This window comes from Lunatimonas salinarum, assembly GCF_017811155.1.
In the GTDB taxonomy this organism is placed as follows: domain Bacteria; phylum Bacteroidota; class Bacteroidia; order Cytophagales; family Cyclobacteriaceae; genus Lunatimonas; species Lunatimonas salinarum.
The window spans coordinates 45,360-65,782 of the sequence record NZ_JACVCV010000009.1; the positions used below are offsets into that span (position 1 = coordinate 45,360).

The window sequence follows — 20,423 nt, forward strand, 5'->3', positions numbered from 1 at the left end:
TAGTTTGATAGTTGGTTATTTTTTTAAGTAGGGTTTATCCGGAGCCTCTTAAACGTGGTAGTGTGGAGGCTCCGGTACTTTTTCCTAATTCTTACAGGTTACTTCTCCCGCTGTTGGGTTTCCACCTTCAGCTTGCCCTCTGGAAAGATATGATGAACGTCTCGCTGTGGAAATGGAATTTCAATCCCTTGTTCGATAAATACCTCATTGAGTCGCTCCATATTGTCCCAATAGACAGGCCAAAGGTTTTGGGTATCTGTCCAACATCGAATGGTAAGATCCAACGAACTGTCACCAAAGTTGGTGAAAACAACGATAGGTTCGGGATCTGAATGAATGCGCTCATCTTCGGCGAGGGTATCCAAAATAATTTTCCGGACCTTTTTGATATCTGATCCATAGGCAATGCCGACAGCCATATCCACTCGCCTAGTTTCTTTTTCTGAAAAGTTGGTGATATTATTGTTTGCTAGTGTCCCGTTCGGGATCGTGACTACTTTGTTGTCAAAGTTACGGATCGTCGTATAGAGTATATCAATCCGCTCTACTGACCCAAGGGTGTTTTGGGCTTCAATGGTATCGCCTACTTTAAAAGGTTTGAATACCAGAATAAGAACCCCTCCTGCAAAGTTTGACAAGGATCCCTGTAAGGCCAAACCAACCGCCAAACCTGCTGCACCTAAGACAGCGATGAAAGCAGTGACTTCAACGCCTACCGTCGACAATACCGCCAAGATTAACAATACGTAGAGTACACCATTTAGGAAGCTACCTAAAAAGCTCGCCAAAGAAGGCTCTATTTCATATTTGACAAACAATTTGTTCACTGCCCGAATGACAAACCGGATAACATATTTACCGATAAAGTAGGTAAGCAGCGCTAATAGGGCTTTTGGAATAGCGATTTTTGCAAAGGCGATGCCTTCTTTGATCAGCGTTTCCATCGTAGATAGGTCTAAAACTTCTTCCATAAATATGTGTATTAAGGTTTAACAATTTAAAACTGCGCCCGCTGAAGGAAGCTAGTTCATTTTTATTCTCTTACAACAAACAGCCTGCCACTAAGACGCCCCTGCCCAAATGGATCCAATTTTGAGTAGCATATGAGAGAATGGACGATATGCCGCGTGGTGCTAAATAGCTTGATCCTCCATGGTTTTTGCCAAAAATTGCTCCAAGTACACGAGTGTTTCATTTGGTTTTTCAAACATTCCCATGTGCCCAGTTCCTTTTAATTCAAGGTAATGGTCTACCCAATCGCTGTGTTTTCGACTATTCTCCAAGGGCACGGCAATGTCCCATTCTCCTGCAATCATTCCCTTCTTAGCGGCAATATTTTTCAACACTTCGGTGTTATCAGATCTATCCCTCATCGCTTTCGTATAGGCGATCAACACTTCCACGGGGATTTTTCGGGCTTCTGCTACTAGTTTCGCTATCGTTTCCGAAAGCTCTTCCTGTTTTTCCTCAGGGAACAATTGTGGTAGAAAGGAATCGACAAACACCCTGGATCCATGTTTTTCCAAAAACACTACCGTTTTATTACGCGTCTTCTTTTTTTCCTCATTGTCGGGAAAGGCGGTAGAGTGAAAGAGACAAAGACCTTTCAGGCGATTGCCTAACTGCTGCGCCAACGCCAAGGAAACATAGCCTCCCAGAGAATGTCCGATCAAAACCGGATCGGTAATAGGGACGTTTTCCATCCATTCTCTTAGTTGGCTTGCTACCGCTTCCAACGAAAATTCATCAGTCCCGCCTAATGGCGAATCACCAAAACCAGGCAAGTCAGGACAATACACCGTGTAAGCGGTTGATAAGGAAGATTGGAAGGATTCCCACATTTCCTTCGACTCACAGAATCCATGAAGCAAAACAACCGCAGGACCGTTTCCTTTTTTTGTATAAGCGAGATCAGGCATATTTCATGAGAAGGTTCAACATGGCGCGGTCTAACTTTTCCCCGTACCAATCTTCGTAGGTAATATCCGTTCGTCCTGAGTTGAGTACCCCGAAAGTACCCGAGAACTCCCATATTCCAAATCCAATGCCGTTTTCATGCAGGATATCCAGCACGTCACCAAACCAAGCCAAAAAAACCTTGTGGGGTGTTTTGTTGTAACAGCCACATTCTCCGCAATGAACGCCCACACCCTGTTTAAGGAGTTCGATCCAAGGGGCGTAGTGTTTTTCCAACTGTTCCCGTCCATAATAACTGGTATTATGCTCTCCGGGCCAAATCGGATCAATCAGCGCATCTGGGTCTTTGTATACCCAAGAGGCTTTGTGGTGTGATATGTGCATAGGAAAGTAGCCTCGGCAGCTTTGGGAAAGGTCCAAATCGGCAAATTCCGGAACGGCCATCCCGCCGCCGCCATTACCGTCTGCGATGACCAACCGCTTTTTGTTGACTCCCTTGATGGTTGCCAAAGCGGCCTTTGCGACTTTCCGATATTCATCTACCGGGACTGGCCCGCCCGGTGAATGCTGGTCATTTGGATTTTGCCGTTTATAGGGTTCGTTTACCAAATCAAAACTCAACTTCTTCGAAGAAATATTTTTGTACCTTTTGGACCACATTTCCCAGTGTGCGCAAAACGCCTCTAAGGCTTCTTCGTCCTCCCAGAGATTAAAGGGCTCTATAAATCCCGCATTGATGCAAAATCCAGGCGCCCGGTGCAGGTTTAAGCTGACGTGCAGGCCATATTTATGACTCAAATCCACCAATCGGTCTATTTCAGCCAATCGCTCCTCGTCAAAGTTTAGCACCTCATCGGGCCGAATGGGCCTAGATCGGTCAAACTGTAGGTAGCTGGGGTAGGATATAGGTATTCGGACGAAATCAAAGCCCCAATCAGCCATCCATTTGAGGTATTCTTCTTTGTTTTTTCGACCACGCTCCATCTCAGGAGAAAAAAAGTCCAACAAATTAAAGCCGCGCCATCTGGGGAGTTTGTTTTTTGGCTTTCTGGCAGCCTGTGCAAAGGAATTGCTCGTTAGGCCAAGTCCTATTGCCGTGGTGGCAACGGCTGCTTTTTTGAAAAAAACTCTACGGTTATTGGGTTGCGATTTCATGAGGATAAAGTGGTTAGCTTAACATAAGTTCTAACGAAAATAATAAAAAAACCCATAACCGGCTAAACCCGATGAAAGTGCGGAATACACCCTCAAAGAGCCCTGCATTAGGTTGTACCTAGCGATCTTTTCCTAGTGCCTGGAAGCAACAGGCTCCAATAACTTCTTGACCGAAGCTGCTATCCCTTTGGCATCGAATCCGCATTCCTCGTGCAATTGTTCTTGTTCGCCGTGTTCGATCACCTTGTCCGGAATACCCAACCGAACTACTTGGCTGTGGTAATCGTGATCCGCCATCCACTCCAATATCGCCGAACCAAAACCACCTTGCAGGCAGCCATCTTCCACCGTCACCACCTTGCTGAATTTCCGGAAAATTTCGTGCAGCAGCGTTTCGTCCAACGGTTTCACAAAGCGCATGTCATAGTGTGCGGGGGTAATGCCCTCTTTTGCTAAGATTTCGGAGGCACTGGAGACGTAATTTCCGATGTGTCCGATGGTTAGAATGGCAACATCTTCCCCCTCTTGTAAGCATCTGCCCTGTCCTAGGGGAATTTGCTCCAGCGGTGTTCTCCAATCCGTCATGACACCCTGCCCTCTGGGATAGCGAATTGAATAGGGGCCGTTGTACAGCGTCGCTGAGTACATCAGGTTTCGAAGATCCTGTTCGTTCATGGGTGCGCTGACCACCAAGTTAGGTATGCAGCGGAAAAAAGCCAGGTCGTAGGCACCGTGGTGGGTAGGACCATCTGCCCCGGCGAATCCTGCTCTATCTAAACAGAAGATAACCGGTAATTCTTGTAGACATACATCGTGAATTACCTGGTCGTAGGCACGTTGCATAAAGGTACTATAAATATTGCAGAAGGGTTTAAGCCCCTGAGTAGCCAATCCTGCGGAAAAGGTCACGGCATGCTGTTCAGCGATGCCCACATCAAAGGATCTTTCCGGAAAAGCATTCATCATCAGGTTCATAGAGGAACCGGATGGCATCGCGGGAGTCACCCCAACGATTTTATCGTCTAGCTTTGCCAGTTCGACCAGCGTATGGCCAAAGACATCTTGGTATTTGGGAGGCTGCGGGGTGGTATGCACTTTTTTTGCAATGACACCGGTAATCTTATCAAACTTGCCAGGGGCGTGCCATTTGGTTTGATCCTTTTCGGCTGGTCCGTATCCTTTTCCCTTCACGGTTACGCAATGGAGAATTTTGGGTCCGGGAATGTGCTTCAAGTCATTTAGGATTTCTACAAGGTGGTTTACATCGTGTCCGTCTACCGGGCCGAAATACCTAAGATTTAGCGATTCAAACAGGTTACTTTGTTTTAAGAGAGCGGATTTCACCGCTCCTTCCACTTTCGACACCACGTCTTGGGCACTAAAACCAAATTTACTGACCTTTCCTAGTAGATTCCAAACTTCGTCTTTCACCTTATTATAGGTACGGGAAGTCGTAATGTCTGTAAGGTAATCTTTGAGCGCACCCACATTGGGATCTATGGACATGCAATTGTCATTGAGAATGATGATCAGGTTGCTATCAGACACTCCGGCATGGTTCATCGCTTCAAATGCCATTCCTCCCGTGAGCGCTCCGTCTCCGATCACAGCGACATGTTGGCGGTGGCTTTCACCTTTGTATTTGGATGCCATGGCCATGCCAAGGGCGGCGGATATAGACGTGCTGGAATGTCCCACACCGAAGGAGTCATATTCACTTTCTTTGCGCTTCGGGAATCCTGACAGGCCGTTATAAAGGCGGTTTGTGTGAAACCTGTCCCTTCGCCCGGTTAGAATTTTGTGACCGTACGCTTGGTGACCCACATCCCAAATCAGTTGATCGTCCGGCGTGTTTAGCACATAGTGCAAAGCCACGGTCAATTCCACTACACCCAGTCCCGCACCAAAATGTCCGCCATATACGGAAACCTGATCGATAATAAACTGCCGGAGTTCATCACAAATTTGAACCAATTGATCCTTGCTGAACTTCTTAAGGTCATCGGGAGTTTTTATTTGGGCGAGTAGCTTTCCAGGTTGAATTTGCATGCTAGCGAAAGTTCTTAGTAAAAATTATTAACTTCTATCATCGGTTAATGTTTTTCGTTTCAGGGCAAAAGACATGAAATCCCAAGCCGATGCTGTAATTTAATCAGAAGAACGCATATTTAGCTAGATATATGATATCTTTGATTCTAAATCTACGCACAAAATTAGCAATTTATTAGAGTATCCAGTGAGTTTTGAAATCAAATTACCGCTTTTTGAGGGGCCTTTCGATCTGATGCTGTTCTTTATAGAGCGGGATGAGTTGGATATCTATGATATTCCCATTTCAAAAATTACACAGGATTTTCTCGATTATATCCACGCACTGGAAAAAATGGAAATCGAAGTAGCCAGTGAGTTTATCCTCTTTGCGGCTACCTTGATGAAGATCAAGTCCAAGATGTTATTGCCCCGACCCGAACTGAACGAAGATGGCGAGGAAGTAGACCCGAGGGAAGAGCTAATTCGGCATTTGCTGGAGTACAAAAAGTACAAATCGGTAGTGGGTGAATTGGCGGAGTTAGAGGAAAAGCGGCTTTCCAAGTGGAGCCGTGGAAACGTCTTGCCAGAATTAAAAAAGCTGGCAAAGGTGGACGATGTCGACGCGGAGTTGCAGGATCTGGATCTCTTCAAATTGCTAAAGGTCTACCAGAAGCTCATGTTTCGGTATTCCGCAAGGGCAGACGACACCAAACACACGGTGATCCAGTATCCCTACACGATCGAACAGCAAAAGAATCTAGTTTTAGATCAACTCGTGCAGCGTCCTCGAATTCCTTTCAGTGAGTTTATCGAGATGAAACCAGATAAAATATTTGTCATCTACACCTTCTTAGCTATTTTGGAACTGCTTCAACTGTCTTTGGTCACGATTACGATTGGTGAGGGGTTTAATAACTTTTGGGTAAAAAAGTTAGAAGCTATTCCCGCATAAATTCCCTATGAAAATAGACAATAAGGAAATTTTTAAGACGCTGAATCCAAACAAAGTCTGGGTACCAGTATTCATCGGGTTGCTGATCGTATTCTTGATGTTTTACCTGGATCCTAATGTCAATTCCCAAAATTTACGGGGTGTTTTTGACGCATCCATCCCATTTCTGCTGTTAGCCGGGCTATTCATCTTCCTACGGGATGCCGGATATGTCTATCGAATACGCGAGGTCACCGATAAGCACCTGACCTGGACCCGAGCTATTTACGTCATCATTCTGTGGGAATTTGCCTCAGCAGTTACCCCGTCGATCGTCGGAGGTACGGCAGTTGCGGTGTTCATTCTCCATAAGGAGGGGATTCCGCTGGGCAAGGCACTGGCATTTACCATGCTTACTGCCATCATGGACAACCTGTTTTTTGTGATCGGTGCGCCGATCATCCTGTTTTTTGCACAGGGGCACATTTTCCCAGAAAGCAGGGTCTTGGAGATGCGCCTTGGCAATAGCCTTCAGTTTTTGTTTTGGGCTAGTTACGGACTCTATGCCGTATACTCCCTGCTGATGGCCCTGGCCTTGTTTTATCGACCAAGGGTATTCAAGTGGATTCTGCTAAGGCTTTTCTCCATCAGGTGGATCCGCAGATGGAAATACAACGCCCACCAATACGGAGATCAGATTATTGAAGCTTCCAAAGAATTAAAGGGTAAAAACTTAAAGTATTGGCTCATCATTATCTTTTCTACTTTATTCATTTGGTCTTCTAGGTATTTGATGCTGAATGCGCTGATATCCGCGTATGAACACTTGGACGCCTTTGAGCATATCATCGTTTTTGCACGTCAGATTATCATGTGGATCGTGATGATGATTTCCCCTACGCCGGGCAGCAGTGGAACCGCAGAGTTTTTCTTTTCCCAGTTTTTCAAAGAGTTCCTGACCGGTTACACCTTTGTGACGAGTATTCTTTGGCGGATGTTTTCCTATTATCCCTACCTAATTATGGGTGCCATCTTCCTGCCCCGTTGGGTCAGGCAGGTGTTTTTTTTCAAGAAGAAAGAAGGTAAAACGAAAAAGTCCCCGAATAAAAATCCCGATCGGAAAATCTGACCGGAGGCTGCCTGATTTATGGTTGTTAAAAAATGGGAACGATATAAGGGGTATTAGAACATGAAAGATTTGCGGGTTTCCTTCTATGCACTTATATGGCTTATATGGTTTAAAAAAAAGGAACCATATAAGGGATATAAGGACATATAAGATTTGGTTTTTTTCTTCTATTCTCTCATGTGTCTTATGTGGTTCAAATTATTTTCGTCCAAATCCGGCTTGGTGAAGCGCTCTGCATATAGCCAAACCACCAATGCCTGCGCCTACGATAATGGCTGTTTTCTTCATAGTAGGCTAGTTGGTAGAAACTGGGTGGGTGATCGGTGTGGATACGTTCGAACGCTCGCTGTGGGTCAGTTTTCGATAGAAATACAGCCCGTTGATTAGCATAAACACGATGCCCAGACTGAGTAAAATCAACAGACTATCGCCATAGAACTGCAACCAGCTAAGCTCCTGCACGTTTCCAAACTGCTTGAACACCATAATCCCGGCCGAACCGAGATACCCAAAGCTATCGATGAGGTACATCAGGTAACCCACATTTCCCACGTATTTAAAAGCCGCCAAGAGTCGGTCAAACAGCAGGCAGTTGAAAGGTATATACGCCATGTAAATTCCCGTACCGGTAGCCACTACCCACCAAAATGGTGCGATTAATTCCCCACGTACCAGTACCGTGGTTCCTACGCACAGTAATAGTCCACCGATGATGATGCCATGGTACAGAAACAGCGCTTTTTGATTGTTCTTGACCAAGACCAGGAGGCTCATCATCAGCAATAGTATCAAGGTGATGGGGATCTCTGTTTGGGTGAGCAGTTCGGGATTCACCTCGATATTTAGCCCTTCCCATATCTCAACCGCAAAATTATCTCTGATGTCTCTCAGTGCGGTCAGCATCATGTACACCAAAATCAACAAGATGATGCCCGGGCGAAAATTGCGAAAAAACGCCCGCCGCTCTTTTTTGGACATGGGCAGTCGCTCTGTTTTGAGCGCAATATCGTCTCCACTGGGTTCAGGCGTTTGGTTTAGCATGAGCACCGCAAAAGCCAACAGAGGCATAAACAGGGCTCCTGTCCAGAATGGCATCCAGTAGGGGTTTACTTCCACGGTGTCCAACAGGAATTTACCGACCGTTTTGACAAATCCGGAAGAAAAAACAAAACTTACCGCCAAGATACTGCCCATCATCTCGGTAAACCTGCGTCCTTCCAAGTAGTGAAATACCAACCCCCAAATTAAGCCCAGCGGAAAGCCGTTGAGCAAAAAGCATAGAATATTCAGTGGGGCCGGTAGTATAGCAAAGCCCAGCAAAGCCAACCAGGAGACACCGATCAACCCAAGAATAAGGATGGCACGTCGTTCCTTGGTTAGTTCGGAGATCATCTTGATTCCATAAAATTTACTCGCCATGTAGCCGAGGGTTTGGGCCAGGATCAGCCAAACCTTCAGATCCATACCCCAGAGGCTCTCCCCGTCAAAAGTGGCCGCGGCAAAGGGTTTGCGAAAGGCATACATGCTGCTGTATGTCAAAAATGCCATGCAGGCCGCGAAGAGGCTCATGGCGAAAGGCCCGCTGGAGGATAGCTTGTTCGAAACGGATGGAATTCGGAGCATGTGTAGTGGTCAGGCCTATGGTTTGGTTCAGAAGGCAGGATTTGGCTTAGTAGTCAATGCCCCTGGGGTGTGCAGGAGATGGTTGTGGGAAAGCCAATCTCCGAGTAGCCCCCAGTTGGTCATTCGATGCGCTAAAAATAAATAAACAAACGGACTTGCACGGATCACGAAAGTAAAATATTTGTTATTTTTAGCAGATGATTTTCTGCTTCGCAGATTTGACCCCTCCATAAGGAGGATCTTTTGCTCTAGCCGCAGAAGATGCAATTTTGTTTTACCACCATCTAATAGTCCCCGCCGAATATGAGAAAAGATTATTCCTCCCTGAATACCGAAGATCGGATTCAGGAAGCGTTCAAACTATACGAATCCTTTGGCGATGCCGACTATATCGGCGAGCCCGTGTCCCAAATGGAACACATGTGTCAGGCAGCGCAGTTGGCTGAAGCAGAAGGGTACAATGACACCGTTGTGTTGGCAGCCTTATTTCACGACATTGGTCACCTTTTTGCCCAGCAAGAACAGCTGGAGGAAATGGGAGGCTTCGGTGTGCTGGATCACGAAAAGATAGGCGCAGATTTTTTAAGAGATCTGGGTTTTCCGGAATTAATGGCCAAGCTGGTGGAAAGCCATGTGGAGGCGAAGCGCTACCTCACCTTTAGGTATCCCGAATACTTCAAGAAGCTCTCCGAAGCAAGTAAACAAACGCTTAGCTATCAAGGAGGCGTCATGACAGCAGAAGAGGCGGCGGCATTTGAGGCCGACCCGGACCATCCGTTGATCCTTAAAATGAGGGAATGGGACGAGAAAGCAAAGGAAACGTCGGTACCCTTACCAGACCTGGATGCCTATAAGTCCATGGCCCGAAACATCTTATCTTCCAATTAGCTAACTGTCCGAAAGCTGTAAGTTTCTCCGGGCATGAATACACTTAGTTTATGAAATCGACCCTACTCTTTTGCTTCGGATGTTTGATGGCCATTGCCTGCAAAAGCCCTCAGGCAGAACCGGTTGATGAGTCTGGGAGGTTTTCCAGTACCCCCGCCTATGTGGTTCCATCCTTTGAGGACAGTACTTCCTTTCATCGATTGACGGACGCATATCCCCTGGTACAGCAGATGTTTTTTGATTTCGCCGAGAAGAATCACTATCCCTCGTTGAGTTTCGGCATCATTGCGGGAGGACGGTTGCAATACAGCGCCAGCATGGGCACGGCCAACTTGGAAACAAGTGAGAAGGCCAGCAGCCAAACGCTGTACCGCATCGCTTCTATGAGCAAAAGCTTTACAGCCCTGGCGATTTTGAAATTGAGGGACGAGGGGAAGCTGGATCTAATGGATCCGGTAGTCAACTACCTCCCGGAGATGGAAAAAGCCGGTAGACTTACCACCGACGCGCCGGAGATCACCTTACAGCATTTGTTGACCATGTCTGCCGGGTTTCCAGAAGACAACCCTTGGGGGGACCGGCAGTTGGACGTCTCGGACGAGCAGCTATTGGATGTGCTGAGGCAGGGCCTATCGCTTTCCAACGTGCCTGGAATAACCTACGAGTACAGTAATTTGGGCTATGCCCTTTTGGGAAAGGTCATACACGTGGTAAGTGGAAGAACCTATCAGCAGTATATTACGGAAGAAATCCTGATTCCATTGGGGATGAATGACACCAAATGGGAATACACGGATATTCCGGATGAGATACTGGCTTGGGGATATCGGTGGACAGGCGGCACATGGGAACCCGAACCCTACCTGCACGATGGGGCCTATGGAGCCATGGGAGGGCTGATCAGTTCGATTGATGATTTCAGCAAATATGTGGCTTTTCACCTAGATGCTTGGCCGCCTAGAAACGATCCGGAGACGGGACCTGTAAAACGCAGTACCATCCGGGAAATGCACCAACCGGTTCGGTTTAACAGCCTGCTGGTTAATGCCAAGACACCCTTTGGAACAGACTGTGCATCCGCAACTGCCTACGGCTACGGGTTGAGTTGGCTGAAGGATTGCAGGGAGCGGGTGAGGATCGCCCATAGTGGAGGACTGCCGGGTTTCGGTAGCGAATGGCGTATGTATCCGGAATATGGTATCGGCATTGTTTCGTTTAGTAACCGGACCTACGGGTCGCCCGGCGCCTTGAATGCACAGGCATTGGATACGTTGATTGCCCTAGCGAACCTAAAGCCTCGAAAATTGAAGCCATCACCCCTGCTGGAGCAACGGAAATCCGAATTGCTGGACGTCATCACCGGCGCTTGGCCGGAGGATCAGCTGGGTATTTTTGCGGATAATTTCTTTCTCGACAGCTCATATGACAGCAGAAAGGCCCATGCGACCCAACTATTGGAGCAGGTCGGACCCATCCTGCGTACATCAGAGCTCACAGCACTGAATCAGTTAAGGGGATACTTCGTATTGGAATGTACCAACGGCAACGTAGAAGTTTTTTTCACGCTGAATCCGCAGAAGGAAGGATTTATTCAGCAGGTAAATTTGACGTTGCTTGATTCCTGACGACCTTTGGGGAGTGAGTGGCAGTTGTTTTTTGATGAGGACTTGACCAATTAACATTATGAGTGACCGAGCGAGCATACTGAAAACAGAGATTCTTTCAGACAACTACTATACACTGAAAAAGGTAACCTATGCCTATCGGCGTACCGATGGGATCACCGAAGAGGTGGTCCGAGAGGCCTTTGATCGGGGTAACGGCGCCGCCCTGCTGTTATATCATGAAAAGCGGCAAACCGTGGTGTTAACCAAGCAATTCAGGCTTCCCGCGTTTATAAGTGGGCATCCAAGCGGATTCTTGATAGAGGTGTGTGCCGGTATGATCGACGAGGGCAATCCGGAGGAAACCATTAAACGGGAGGCGATGGAAGAGACAGGGTACCAGGTCGCCAATGTTAGGAAGGTATTTGAAGCCTTTTCCTCTCCCGGTGCGGTTACAGAAAAGATGCATTTTTTTGTAGCCGCCTATGACGAAAAAATGAAGGTGGAGGATGGCGGAGGCCGCGACGAGGAACAGGAGGACATCGAACTGCTGGAAGTCTCCATAAAGGAGGCCATGGAAATGGTCTACACCGGTGAAATTCAGGATGCCAAAACCATTTTGCTGCTTCAGCATTACGCGCTGAAGCTAGCAGGTGCTGGTGTGCCTGGATGGTGAAATTACCGAATATCCGTGAGACATAGGGTATTTTGAATTGGTTGCGAGCGTAAAATGGTGTATTTTGGTTCTTCAAACCTATTTAGACCAAAATACAATGATGAATTCCTATCGCAATTACTTGTGGGCGATTTGCCTATTTCTCGTTTTCCAGCTTCCCTTTAAAGCGTCTGCGAATGAAGGCTACAAGCTATGGCTGCAATATGCACCCATAGAGGATTCCAAGGAGCGGGAAAGTTACTGGGCATTTTTTAGCCAAATCAAGGTGCCAGGCAATTCCGCTACGGATGCCGTGATCCGAAAGGAGCTACAGATAGCCGGAAGAGGATTTTTTCCCGGAGAAGACTTCTCCTCGGTTGGTGCATCCACCGATCCCAAGATTTGGATTGGAAAGGCAGCCTCACTGCCCAGCTCGGCTGCTGATGCCATGGCCAACAAGCTCGCCTCACTTACCAAAGACGGCTATGCCTTGTTTGTACGGGATGGCCGAGTGTATGTCACTTCCCAGACAGATACCGGGCTGCTATATGGTACTTTTGGGTTGCTGAAAGCAATGCAAACCAGGCAGCCATTGGCCTCGCTGGATGTGACGGAAAACCCGAAGATTCAGACCCGCATGCTCAATCACTGGGATAACCTGAACCGCACGGTGGAACGTGGCTATGCGGGATTCAGCATTTGGAACTGGCATCGATTGCCCAAGCACATAGACCAACAATACATAGATTATGCCCGTGCCAACGCCTCCATCGGTGTAAACGCCACCTCCATCACCAATGTCAATGCGAATGCGTTGGTGTTGACGCCGGTTTATTTGGAAAAGGCGGCGGCGCTTGCCGATGCCTTTAGGCCCTACGGCATCAGGGTGTTTCTCACGGCCCGTTTCAACGCTCCCATGCAGCTCGATGGGTTGGAAACAGCCGATCCCTTGGATCCAGCTGTGCAGGAATGGTGGAAGAGGAAAGCCGACGAGATTTACCAATACATCCCTGACTTTGGCGGTTTTCTGGTTAAAGCCGATTCAGAGGGACAGCCCGGTCCCCATAACTACGGACGAACACAGGCTGACGGAGCGAATCTACTGGCGGAGGCGCTTAAACCGCACGGAGGGTTAGTGATGTGGAGGGCTTTTGTATACAGCGAAAACACGCCCACAGACCGCACCAAGCAGGCATACGACGAATTCAAGCCCTTGGACGGAAAATTCAAGGATAATGTGATCGTGCAGGTAAAGAATGGCCCCTTGGACTTTCAGCCCAGAGAGCCCTTCCATCCGCTTTTTGGCGCCATGCCAGAAACGCCTTTGATGATGGAGTTTCAGATCACAAAGGAATACTTGGGCCAGGACACCCATTGGGTAAATCTAGCGTCTATGTGGAAAGAGGTGCTACAGGCAGACACCTATGCCAACGGGGCTGGGAGCACGGTTAGCAGGGTATTGGATGGCACCCTACATGGATATAATCATACCGCCATAGCAGGTGTGGCTAATATTGGAACAGATCGAAATTGGACCGGGCATCCTATGGCCCAGGCAGATTGGTATAGCTTCGGCCGGCTGGCTTGGAATCCCGACGCTGACATCCAAGAAATTGCGAAGGATTGGTTGAAGATGACCTTCACGAACAATCCGTCCTTTGTGGAACCGGTAATGGATGTGATGATGAAGTCTTATGGTATATTGGTAGATTACATGACGCCGCTTGGTCTTCACCATATTATGGCCCGAAGCCACCATTGGGGGCCTGGGCCTTGGGTGACTGGTGGAAGGAGGGATGATTGGACGGCCACTTATTACCACCGTGCATCCGAAGATGGCATAGGCTTTGATCGGACGGAGGCCGGTAGTAATGCGCTGGAGCAATATGCGCCTGAGGTAAGAGAACAATGGCGGAATCTGGACACCATCTCTTTGGATTACCTACTGTGGTTTCACCGAGTCGCCTGGGACAAAGAGCTGGCTACAGGAAATACCCTTTGGGAGGAAATGGCGATTAGGTATCAGCGTGGGGTGGAAGGAGCCCGATGGATGGAGCAGACTTGGTTAGCGCAAGAGGGCCATATCGATGAGGAGCGATTTGAGCATATGCGGTCGTTCTTGGCTATTCAAGTCTCAGAAGCCGAATGGTGGAGGGATGCCTGTCTATTGTACTTCCAGCAGTTTTCTCGGCAGCCGCTGCCCCTAGGCGTTGAAAAACCGAAGCATGATTTAGCGTATTACCAAGATTTTAGACGGTTTTTTGTGCCGGGCATTTGAAATCGATCAAACCAACTCTAATCGTTTAGAACCTGTCCAATTATGGGCCGTGTCAGGCCATTGCAAATGGCCATTTGGCACTTTCGGCTTTTAATAATAAACCGCTTTAATTCGGGTACGAGGCAATCGGAATCTTTCAATAGGCCGGCGAATATTCTCAAGTCGAAGCAATCCCTTTAACCGCATGTGGAGATTGCTTCGCTCCTGCTGCACTACCTATGACGAGCCCAACCTCGAAAGGGTGGCATCTTTATCGCACAAGCAATTGAACTACCCCAACGGAATATACTGGCTCAAATAATTTCTAGCGGTCAGAATGGCCATACGGACATCTTCGGGGGATTTTTCGAAGGCTTTGTCTTCTACCTCGATGCAACAGGCTCCTCTATACCCTACATCGGTCAGGGCTGCTATGAAACGACCCCAGTTTACATCTCCCAGTCCGGGGATTTTGGGGGAGTGGTACTCCAAGGGATTCGCCAAAATACCTACCCGATCCAGCTTCTCCTTATATACTTTCACATCTTTCAAATGGATATGGTGTAGCCGTTCTTTGTAGTCATAAATGGGCCGGATGGGATCCATCTGCATCCAAACCAAGTGAGAAGGGTCATAATTCAAGCCAAAATGGGCATCGGGAATAATGGAGAATAGCTGATCCCAGACTGCCGGTGAGATTGCCAGATTTTTGCCTCCCGGCCATTCGTCGTTGGTGAAAAACATGGGGCAGTTTTCAATGGCCACCTTGACCCCTAGATCACCTGCATGTCCTACGATTTCGGGAAAACGCTCTGCAAACATAGCTAAATTATCAGGGATATTTCGGGAGGGATTCCGACCTACAAAGGTATTAACCACCGGAATGCCCAGTTTGGCAGCAGCGCTGATCACCTTCTTGATATGCTCGATTGCTAAAGCCGCTTTTTCCTCATCCGGATCCATGGGATTGGGGTAATAACCTAGACCGGAGATGAAAACCTTCTTATCTCGTTGAACTGCCTGAATATGCGCGATGGCATCCTCGTCCAAGGTTTCCACGTCGATATGGGTGACTCCGGCATACCTGCGCTCGGCCTTACCTTTGGGCCAGCACATCATCTCCACGCAGCCGAAACCCTGTTCAGAAGCAAAATCCATCACTTCTTCAAAACGATTATCCGCCAGGATGGCGCTGACAAATCCCAACTTTAGCATAGATGTTTTTTGTTTTTGGTATTTCCGAAAGAATCAGCTAAAATTAACGAAATATCGGGTAGTGACCGAACAACCGCCTACTTTTTTGGGATAATTTGGTCTACCGAACCTACAACTCCCATATCTCCAACCTATAGGCAGAGTCCCAAAACATCCATTCCAGCTTGGTAGCCATCAGAAAGGCCTCCGTCATGGCCGCTTGCTGTGCTGGGGAAGCGTCCTCTGCCAGTTCATCGGAAATCGCCAGTGCTTTCCTCACCGATGTGGCAAAGGCTTCGCCGGCGTAGGTATCGATCCATTCCCGATAGGGATTATCCATCGAAGCTTGTTGGTTGGCATAGATGTGATCTCCTACTTTCTTATAAATCCAAAAACAAGGTAACACAGCTCCCACCGCCTCCTCTATGGGTGCGATCGCCGCCTTGGCCAGCAGGTAGCTGGTGTACAGCGCACAGGTTGGTGAGGGCTGTACGGTATCTTCATCTACCCCAAAAATTTTGAAATAACCGGTATGCAAGGCTCGCTCCACCACAATGGCCCCGGAAGCAAATTCGCTGAATGCAAGCGTATGCTCCCTCTTGGTTAATCTCCCGCCAATCAACGCCAATGCCCTGCCAAATTCCCTCAGATAAAAGGCATCCTGGGCCATGTAAAACTTGAATTTTTCCAGGGGCAACGTGCCTTTCATCAATTCCTGATTAAAAGGCATGGCCAGTATCTTTTCATATAGCGGAGTTGCCTGCTCCCAGACCTTAGTTGTCCAATTCATACGTAATTAGTTTATTAGGTGTGTGAAAATGGTTTAATGGTCCATATCCCCTGCCAGTGACCACGTCCTTTCCGGCATGCAAAGCCTGCCAGACATATTCCGACGCTTGGGCGACCGCCGATTCGAGATCATTTCCCAAGGCCAATTTCACGGCAATCGCGGAGGAAAGTGTGCAGCCGGTCCCGTGCCCATTCTTGGTCTGAATAAACGGTTTCTCAAACACCCGATATCGATCGTATTCCCAGAGTAAAAGGTCTGCTGCCACCTCGCCTTTGAGATGACCACCTTTTACCAATACCCCATTGGCGCCTTGATCAAAAATGTCCAATGCGGCATCCAATAATTCATCCTTTTCTAAAATAGACCTATTGATCAACAAGGCAGTCTCGTCCAAGTTCGGTGTCACCAACGCCACTCGGGGAAAGAGCAAATCTACCAAGGTAGACACCGTTTCCTTTGCGATCAGCCTGTCTCCACTGGTAGCAACCATTACCGGATCCAATACCACGGGAATATCCGGATAGCCATCTAGGCAATCGGCAACTAGCTGCACGACCGCCGGCCGATCCAACATGCCAATCTTGATCGCATCCGGTATGATATCTTCCATGACCGCATCCAGTTGGGACTTGATCACGTCTATGGGCATGGGGTGAATAGCTCTTACTCCTACCGTGTTCTGTGCAGTTACTGCGGTGATCACGGAGGTCGCATAGCAGCCTAATGCGGAAATGGTTTTGATGTCTGCTTGTATACCCGCACCGCCTCCACTGTCAGAACCGGCGATAGTCAGTACGCTTTTGTATTTCGTTTGCATTTACTTTTCGTTGATTCCTTTTACTATCTCGCTTAGAAATTCCTCCGCAGCTCTTGCGGGACTATCGGCACTGCATATTCCGGATACGACAGCAAGACAATCCGCCCCCTGCGATATCACGCTGGCTGCATTGGAGGTTTTGATATTTCCGATGGCCACTAGTGGTTTGGCTGTGCGATCCCGCAGCCAGCGAAGTCCCTCCAAGCCCCAAGCATCGTAGGTGTCCGGCTTGGTTGGTGTGGGGTAGATGGGGCTTACCCCAAAGTACCAAGCTTCATTTGCACCCGCTTCGGCGAGGTTTTCTTTGCGATCCAACGACAAACCGATAGGCACATTCCCGAGCTGCCGCTTTGCCAAATGCAGCCTAATGTCCTGCTGCCCCAGATGGAGTCCATGTGCACCGACCAACTTGGCCACATCCACCGCATCGTTAATGATGAGAGGAACTCCGTATTTTTCGCAGACATCTTTGGTACGTAGTGCTTTTTCGATAAAGGCTTGCCTGTCAATGGTCTTCTCCCGAAGCTGAACCAACTCAACGCCTCCCTTCAAAGCCTCTTCCAGCACCCAGAAGAAATCCCGACCCAAACACGCTGCCTGATCAGTCACCAAATAAAGTTGGTAAGGAAAATCAGGGTCTCGCATCACGGGTGACATTTGCAAATTCGACCAACTGTATGTCGGACAGGGAAAACAGGGCATCGTAAAAATGGAGTTGTAAGCTGCCGGGACCTTCTGATTTTTGCGCAGCCTGCTCTCCCGCTACACCCATTACGGTCATGGCAGCCAACGTAGCCTCAAAGGGATCCTTTTCTACTCCCAGAAAGGCTCCTACCATCGCCGAAGCGGTACATCCCATCCCAGTAATCCGAGGCATCCACTCGTGACCGTTACCTACGCCGGCTACTCGGGTAGCATCCATGATGTAATCTGTTGCACCGGAAATACACACTACGCAGCCTAACTGGGTGGCAAGCTGCTTGCCTGCCTCCAAGGCCTCTTCGGGTCGATGGGCACTGTCCACCCCACGGGAGGCTACGGCTACATTTGCAAGGGAAAGGATTTCGGAGGCATTACCTCGTATCACTGTAGGCTTAAATCCGATTAAATGCTTTAGTGTTTCATTTCTGTAGGGAGTGGCTCCGGCACCAACCGGATCCAATACCCAGGGCTTTCCAAGTTCCAGGGCACGCTGCGAGGCGAGGGCCATGCTTTCCGTCCAATATTCATCCAATGTCCCTATGTTCACTACCAATGCGTGAACGATGCCCACCATATCAGCGACTTCCTTGTGGGCATGAGCCATAATGGGTGAAGCCCCTACAGCCAGTAATGCATTGGCTGTATTATTCATCACCACATAATTGGTAATACTCTGCACCAATGGTGCGATTTTGCGTAATTTTTCAAGTTGGTTATTCATCAGCTCCTAGGATTATGCTAAAAAACTTTAGGAGCCGCCCTCGTGTGGAGTCAGAAACTTTTTCCTTCGCCGGCATGACCCGTGGCAGGTTCAAAGGGTATAATCTCAGTCCCGGTTTGGGACACCCCTAAAGCTTATTATTTGAACGATAAAGTTAGCAGAAATCTTATAACTTACAAAGAATCTCTCCGGCCCTATCCAACATGTCGTCATCTTTAGCGAAGCAAAAGCGCAGCAACTTGTCGTCTCTCCGGTCTTGATAGAAAACCGAAACAGGGATGGAGGCAACTTTGATTTCTTTGGTCAATCTAACCGCCAAATCATAGTCGTGCTCATCCGTAATTTGCTCATAGGATACAATCTGAAAAAAACTTCCCTTAGAGGGTGTAAACGAAAACCGCGATGCCGCAATTGCTGCATTGAACCGATCTCTTTTGCGTTGGTAAAACGCCGAGAGCTCCTCGTAGTGCTCCGGAAATTTCAAAAAGTCTGCGAGTGCATACTGCAACGGCGTGGGCGTACTAAAGGTGATAAACTGATGGATCCTCCGAAACTCGGCAGAAAGGGCTTTGGGCGCGAGGCAATAGCCGATTTTCCACCCCGTGACGTGGTAGGTTTTACCGAAGGACCCACACACAAAACTACGTTCCTTCAAAACCGGGTGGGTCATCATGGAATGATGCTTTTCACCATCAAACACAATGTGCTCATACACTTCGTCGCTGACGATGTAAATATCCTTGTCTTGGATCAAACCAGCTAGTTGGTCCAAATCCCGCTTGCTAAAGACAGTACCGACCGGGTTATGCGGCGTGTTAACCATAATGGCCTTGGTCTTGTCGGTGATTTTGGTGCGAACCTGTTCCCAATCAATCCGAAAATCCGGCGCTTCCAAACGGATATATACCGGTACACCTCCACTCAAGTCAATCGCAGGGCGGTAACTATCGTAGGCCGGTTCAAAAAGAATGACCTCATCGCCGGGCTGAACCACGGCTGTAACGGCACAGAAGATCGCCTCGGTAGCACCCGACACGATCGTCACCTCATCCTCGGGATGGTAATCTACACCATATACCCGAGAGGTCTTTTCAGCCAGTTGTTCTTTCAGGACGGGAACCCCACTCATCGGGGCATACTGATTGAATCCCCTTCGCATATAATCGGCCACCAAATCGGTCAATTGGGGTGCACAGTCGAAACTAGGGAAGCCCTGCGATAGGTTAAGCGCTTTTTCATCGGTCGCGAGCTTGGACATCACCGTAAAAATGGTTGTGCCCGCATAAGGGAGTTTAGAGGGAATCTCTTTGTTTGTAATCATAGATGGGAATCAATGGAAGCTGTCCCTCAGGCCGCAAAGGACCATTTGGGACAGCATACCCTTTTGCTTGGGTGTAGAACCAATATAGAACAGGTGGCCAGAGTTTAAAACCAAACCCGGCCTAGTAAGCCCAAATGGCGGTGGCTATTTGATGGCGTCTAGGCCAGCCGCAGCAATGATGCCGTCCTGAACCGAGGTGACGCCGCTTACTCCAATGGAGCCAATGACGTGCCCGTCCCGCATGATGGGAACTCCACCCTCTACCGGCGTCACTCCCAGCGCCAAGATGTGTACATTGCCGGCTTTTACCGATTCCTCAAAAATTTTCGTGGCTCGCTTGAATTTAACGGCGGTTTCAGCTTTTTTCTGGGCTACATCCACACTTCCAATTTGGGTTCCATCCATTCTACGCAAGGCGACCAAGTGCCCTCCCGCATCTAAGATAGCGATGACCACATTCCAGTTGTCCTGCCTGGCCCTCGCCTCAGCCGCATCGGAGATTTTCTGTGCGTCGGCCAGAGATAATACGGGCACCGTTTGGGCCTGAACCGGATTGAAACCGGTGATCAACGCGAGGATCATCAGCGATCCGAGAATCATAGTTTTTCTGATCATGGGTTTTTGTGTTAGTTTGCAAAAATTTGTTCTGTTAAAGATAATTAAATTTGCGGTAACGCTGTATGTTATC

18 protein-coding genes and 1 riboswitch are annotated in these 20,423 nt (G+C 48.3%); of the genes, 6 read left to right on the plus strand and 12 right to left on the minus strand.

From position 1 onward, the window contains the following. Positions 1-98: 98 nt before the first annotated feature. From IAQ59_RS12345 to dxs, 4 genes are all read right to left on the minus strand, one after another. Positions 99-971: a mechanosensitive ion channel family protein gene (locus IAQ59_RS12345; protein ID WP_209331126.1), complete on the minus strand. Its 873-nt coding sequence runs from the start codon at positions 969-971 to the stop codon at positions 99-101. Positions 972-1,133: 162 nt separating this feature from the next. Then, positions 1,134-1,919 (minus strand): alpha/beta fold hydrolase, encoded by a 786-nt coding sequence (locus IAQ59_RS12350; protein ID WP_209331127.1) that lies wholly within the window; start codon positions 1,917-1,919, stop codon positions 1,134-1,136. Continuing rightward, complete coding sequence (locus IAQ59_RS12355; RefSeq protein WP_209331128.1) at positions 1,912-3,072, minus strand: glycoside hydrolase family 5 protein; 1,161 nt, start codon at positions 3,070-3,072, stop codon at positions 1,912-1,914. The genes IAQ59_RS12350 and IAQ59_RS12355 overlap by 8 nt, the downstream gene beginning before the upstream one ends. Before the next feature lie 132 nt (positions 3,073-3,204). Continuing rightward, positions 3,205-5,121: a 1-deoxy-D-xylulose-5-phosphate synthase gene (dxs, locus tag IAQ59_RS12360; protein ID WP_209331129.1), complete on the minus strand. Its 1,917-nt coding sequence runs from the start codon at positions 5,119-5,121 to the stop codon at positions 3,205-3,207. Positions 5,122-5,308: 187 nt separating this feature from the next. Between dxs and IAQ59_RS12365 the strand changes: the two genes are divergently transcribed. After that, positions 5,309-6,055, plus strand: coding sequence for a segregation and condensation protein A (locus IAQ59_RS12365; protein ID WP_209331130.1), 747 nt, complete (start codon positions 5,309-5,311; stop codon positions 6,053-6,055). Positions 6,056-6,062: 7 nt separating this feature from the next. Then, positions 6,063-7,163, plus strand: coding sequence for a lysylphosphatidylglycerol synthase transmembrane domain-containing protein (locus tag IAQ59_RS12370; protein WP_209331131.1), 1,101 nt, complete (start codon positions 6,063-6,065; stop codon positions 7,161-7,163). Between the two features lie 294 nt (positions 7,164-7,457). On the opposite strand, the gene IAQ59_RS12375 is transcribed toward IAQ59_RS12370, so the two are convergent. Beyond that, positions 7,458-8,786 (minus strand): DUF5690 family protein, encoded by a 1,329-nt coding sequence (locus IAQ59_RS12375; protein WP_209331132.1) that lies wholly within the window; start codon positions 8,784-8,786, stop codon positions 7,458-7,460. 303 nt (positions 8,787-9,089) lie between these two features. Between IAQ59_RS12375 and IAQ59_RS12380 the strand changes: the two genes are divergently transcribed. The 4 genes from IAQ59_RS12380 to IAQ59_RS12395 all read left to right on the plus strand — a co-directional run bounded on the left by IAQ59_RS12380 (position 9,090) and on the right by IAQ59_RS12395 (position 14,211). Continuing rightward, a complete protein-coding gene (locus IAQ59_RS12380; RefSeq protein ID WP_209331133.1) occupies positions 9,090-9,674 on the plus strand; it encodes a phosphonate degradation HD-domain oxygenase in 585 nt (194 codons plus the stop codon). Positions 9,675-9,724: 50 nt separating this feature from the next. After that, entirely contained in the window at positions 9,725-11,299 is a 1,575-nt protein-coding gene (locus IAQ59_RS12385) for a serine hydrolase domain-containing protein (RefSeq protein WP_209331134.1), read from the plus strand. 58 nt (positions 11,300-11,357) lie between these two features. Beyond that, positions 11,358-11,954: an NUDIX domain-containing protein gene (locus tag IAQ59_RS12390; RefSeq protein WP_209331135.1), complete on the plus strand. Its 597-nt coding sequence runs from the start codon at positions 11,358-11,360 to the stop codon at positions 11,952-11,954. Between the two features lie 97 nt (positions 11,955-12,051). After that, positions 12,052-14,211 (plus strand): alpha-glucuronidase family glycosyl hydrolase, encoded by a 2,160-nt coding sequence (locus IAQ59_RS12395; RefSeq protein ID WP_245189576.1) that lies wholly within the window; start codon positions 12,052-12,054, stop codon positions 14,209-14,211. A gap of 270 nt (positions 14,212-14,481) precedes the next feature. Here IAQ59_RS12395 and IAQ59_RS12400 read toward each other — a convergent pair whose 3' ends face one another. From IAQ59_RS12400 to IAQ59_RS12430, 7 genes are all read right to left on the minus strand, one after another. Continuing rightward, on the minus strand, positions 14,482-15,405 hold the full coding sequence (locus IAQ59_RS12400) for a sugar phosphate isomerase/epimerase family protein (RefSeq protein ID WP_209331136.1): 924 nt from the start codon (positions 15,403-15,405) through the stop codon (positions 14,482-14,484). 109 nt (positions 15,406-15,514) lie between these two features. After that, the gene (gene tenA, locus IAQ59_RS12405; protein WP_209331137.1) at positions 15,515-16,174 is read right to left on the minus strand and encodes a thiaminase II; all 660 of its coding nucleotides are present in this window, start codon (positions 16,172-16,174) and stop codon (positions 15,515-15,517) included. After that, positions 16,158-16,991, minus strand: coding sequence for a bifunctional hydroxymethylpyrimidine kinase/phosphomethylpyrimidine kinase (thiD, locus tag IAQ59_RS12410; protein WP_209331138.1), 834 nt, complete (start codon positions 16,989-16,991; stop codon positions 16,158-16,160). The genes tenA and thiD overlap by 17 nt, the downstream gene beginning before the upstream one ends. Continuing rightward, positions 16,992-17,636 (minus strand): thiamine phosphate synthase, encoded by a 645-nt coding sequence (gene thiE / locus IAQ59_RS12415; RefSeq protein ID WP_209331139.1) that lies wholly within the window; start codon positions 17,634-17,636, stop codon positions 16,992-16,994. Then, a complete protein-coding gene (thiM, locus tag IAQ59_RS12420) occupies positions 17,623-18,414 on the minus strand; it encodes a hydroxyethylthiazole kinase (RefSeq protein WP_209331140.1) in 792 nt (263 codons plus the stop codon). The genes thiE and thiM overlap by 14 nt, the downstream gene beginning before the upstream one ends. A 44-nt stretch (positions 18,415-18,458) precedes the next feature. Further along, positions 18,459-18,553: riboswitch (TPP riboswitch) on the minus strand. 27 nt (positions 18,554-18,580) lie between these two features. Then, entirely contained in the window at positions 18,581-19,735 is a 1,155-nt protein-coding gene (locus IAQ59_RS12425) for a methionine aminotransferase (RefSeq protein WP_209331141.1), read from the minus strand. A 144-nt stretch (positions 19,736-19,879) separates the two neighbouring features. Further along, positions 19,880-20,350: a GlcG/HbpS family heme-binding protein gene (locus IAQ59_RS12430; RefSeq protein WP_209331142.1), complete on the minus strand. Its 471-nt coding sequence runs from the start codon at positions 20,348-20,350 to the stop codon at positions 19,880-19,882. Between the last annotated feature and the right edge of the window lie 73 nt (positions 20,351-20,423).

Coding starts and splice junctions, on each gene's coding strand:
- IAQ59_RS12380 (WP_209331133.1), top strand. CDS start 9,090: ATGAGAAAAGATTATTCCTCCCTGAATACCGAAGATCGGATTCAGGAA.
- IAQ59_RS12390 (WP_209331135.1), top strand. CDS start 11,358: ATGAGTGACCGAGCGAGCATACTGAAAACAGAGATTCTTTCAGACAAC.
- tenA (WP_209331137.1), bottom strand. CDS start 16,174: ATGAATTGGACAACTAAGGTCTGGGAGCAGGCAACTCCGCTATATGAA.
- IAQ59_RS12355 (WP_209331128.1), bottom strand. CDS start 3,072: ATGAAATCGCAACCCAATAACCGTAGAGTTTTTTTCAAAAAAGCAGCC.
- IAQ59_RS12395 (WP_245189576.1), top strand. CDS start 12,052: ATGATGAATTCCTATCGCAATTACTTGTGGGCGATTTGCCTATTTCTC.
- IAQ59_RS12375 (WP_209331132.1), bottom strand. CDS start 8,786: ATGCTCCGAATTCCATCCGTTTCGAACAAGCTATCCTCCAGCGGGCCT.
- IAQ59_RS12425 (WP_209331141.1), bottom strand. CDS start 19,735: ATGATTACAAACAAAGAGATTCCCTCTAAACTCCCTTATGCGGGCACA.
- thiD (WP_209331138.1), bottom strand. CDS start 16,991: ATGCAAACGAAATACAAAAGCGTACTGACTATCGCCGGTTCTGACAGT.
- dxs (WP_209331129.1), bottom strand. CDS start 5,121: ATGCAAATTCAACCTGGAAAGCTACTCGCCCAAATAAAAACTCCCGAT.
- IAQ59_RS12370 (WP_209331131.1), top strand. CDS start 6,063: ATGAAAATAGACAATAAGGAAATTTTTAAGACGCTGAATCCAAACAAA.
- thiE (WP_209331139.1), bottom strand. CDS start 17,636: ATGCGAGACCCTGATTTTCCTTACCAACTTTATTTGGTGACTGATCAG.
- IAQ59_RS12385 (WP_209331134.1), top strand. CDS start 9,725: ATGAAATCGACCCTACTCTTTTGCTTCGGATGTTTGATGGCCATTGCC.
- thiM (WP_209331140.1), bottom strand. CDS start 18,414: ATGAATAACCAACTTGAAAAATTACGCAAAATCGCACCATTGGTGCAG.
- IAQ59_RS12350 (WP_209331127.1), bottom strand. CDS start 1,919: ATGCCTGATCTCGCTTATACAAAAAAAGGAAACGGTCCTGCGGTTGTT.
- IAQ59_RS12345 (WP_209331126.1), bottom strand. CDS start 971: ATGGAAGAAGTTTTAGACCTATCTACGATGGAAACGCTGATCAAAGAA.
- IAQ59_RS12400 (WP_209331136.1), bottom strand. CDS start 15,405: ATGCTAAAGTTGGGATTTGTCAGCGCCATCCTGGCGGATAATCGTTTT.
- IAQ59_RS12430 (WP_209331142.1), bottom strand. CDS start 20,350: ATGATCAGAAAAACTATGATTCTCGGATCGCTGATGATCCTCGCGTTG.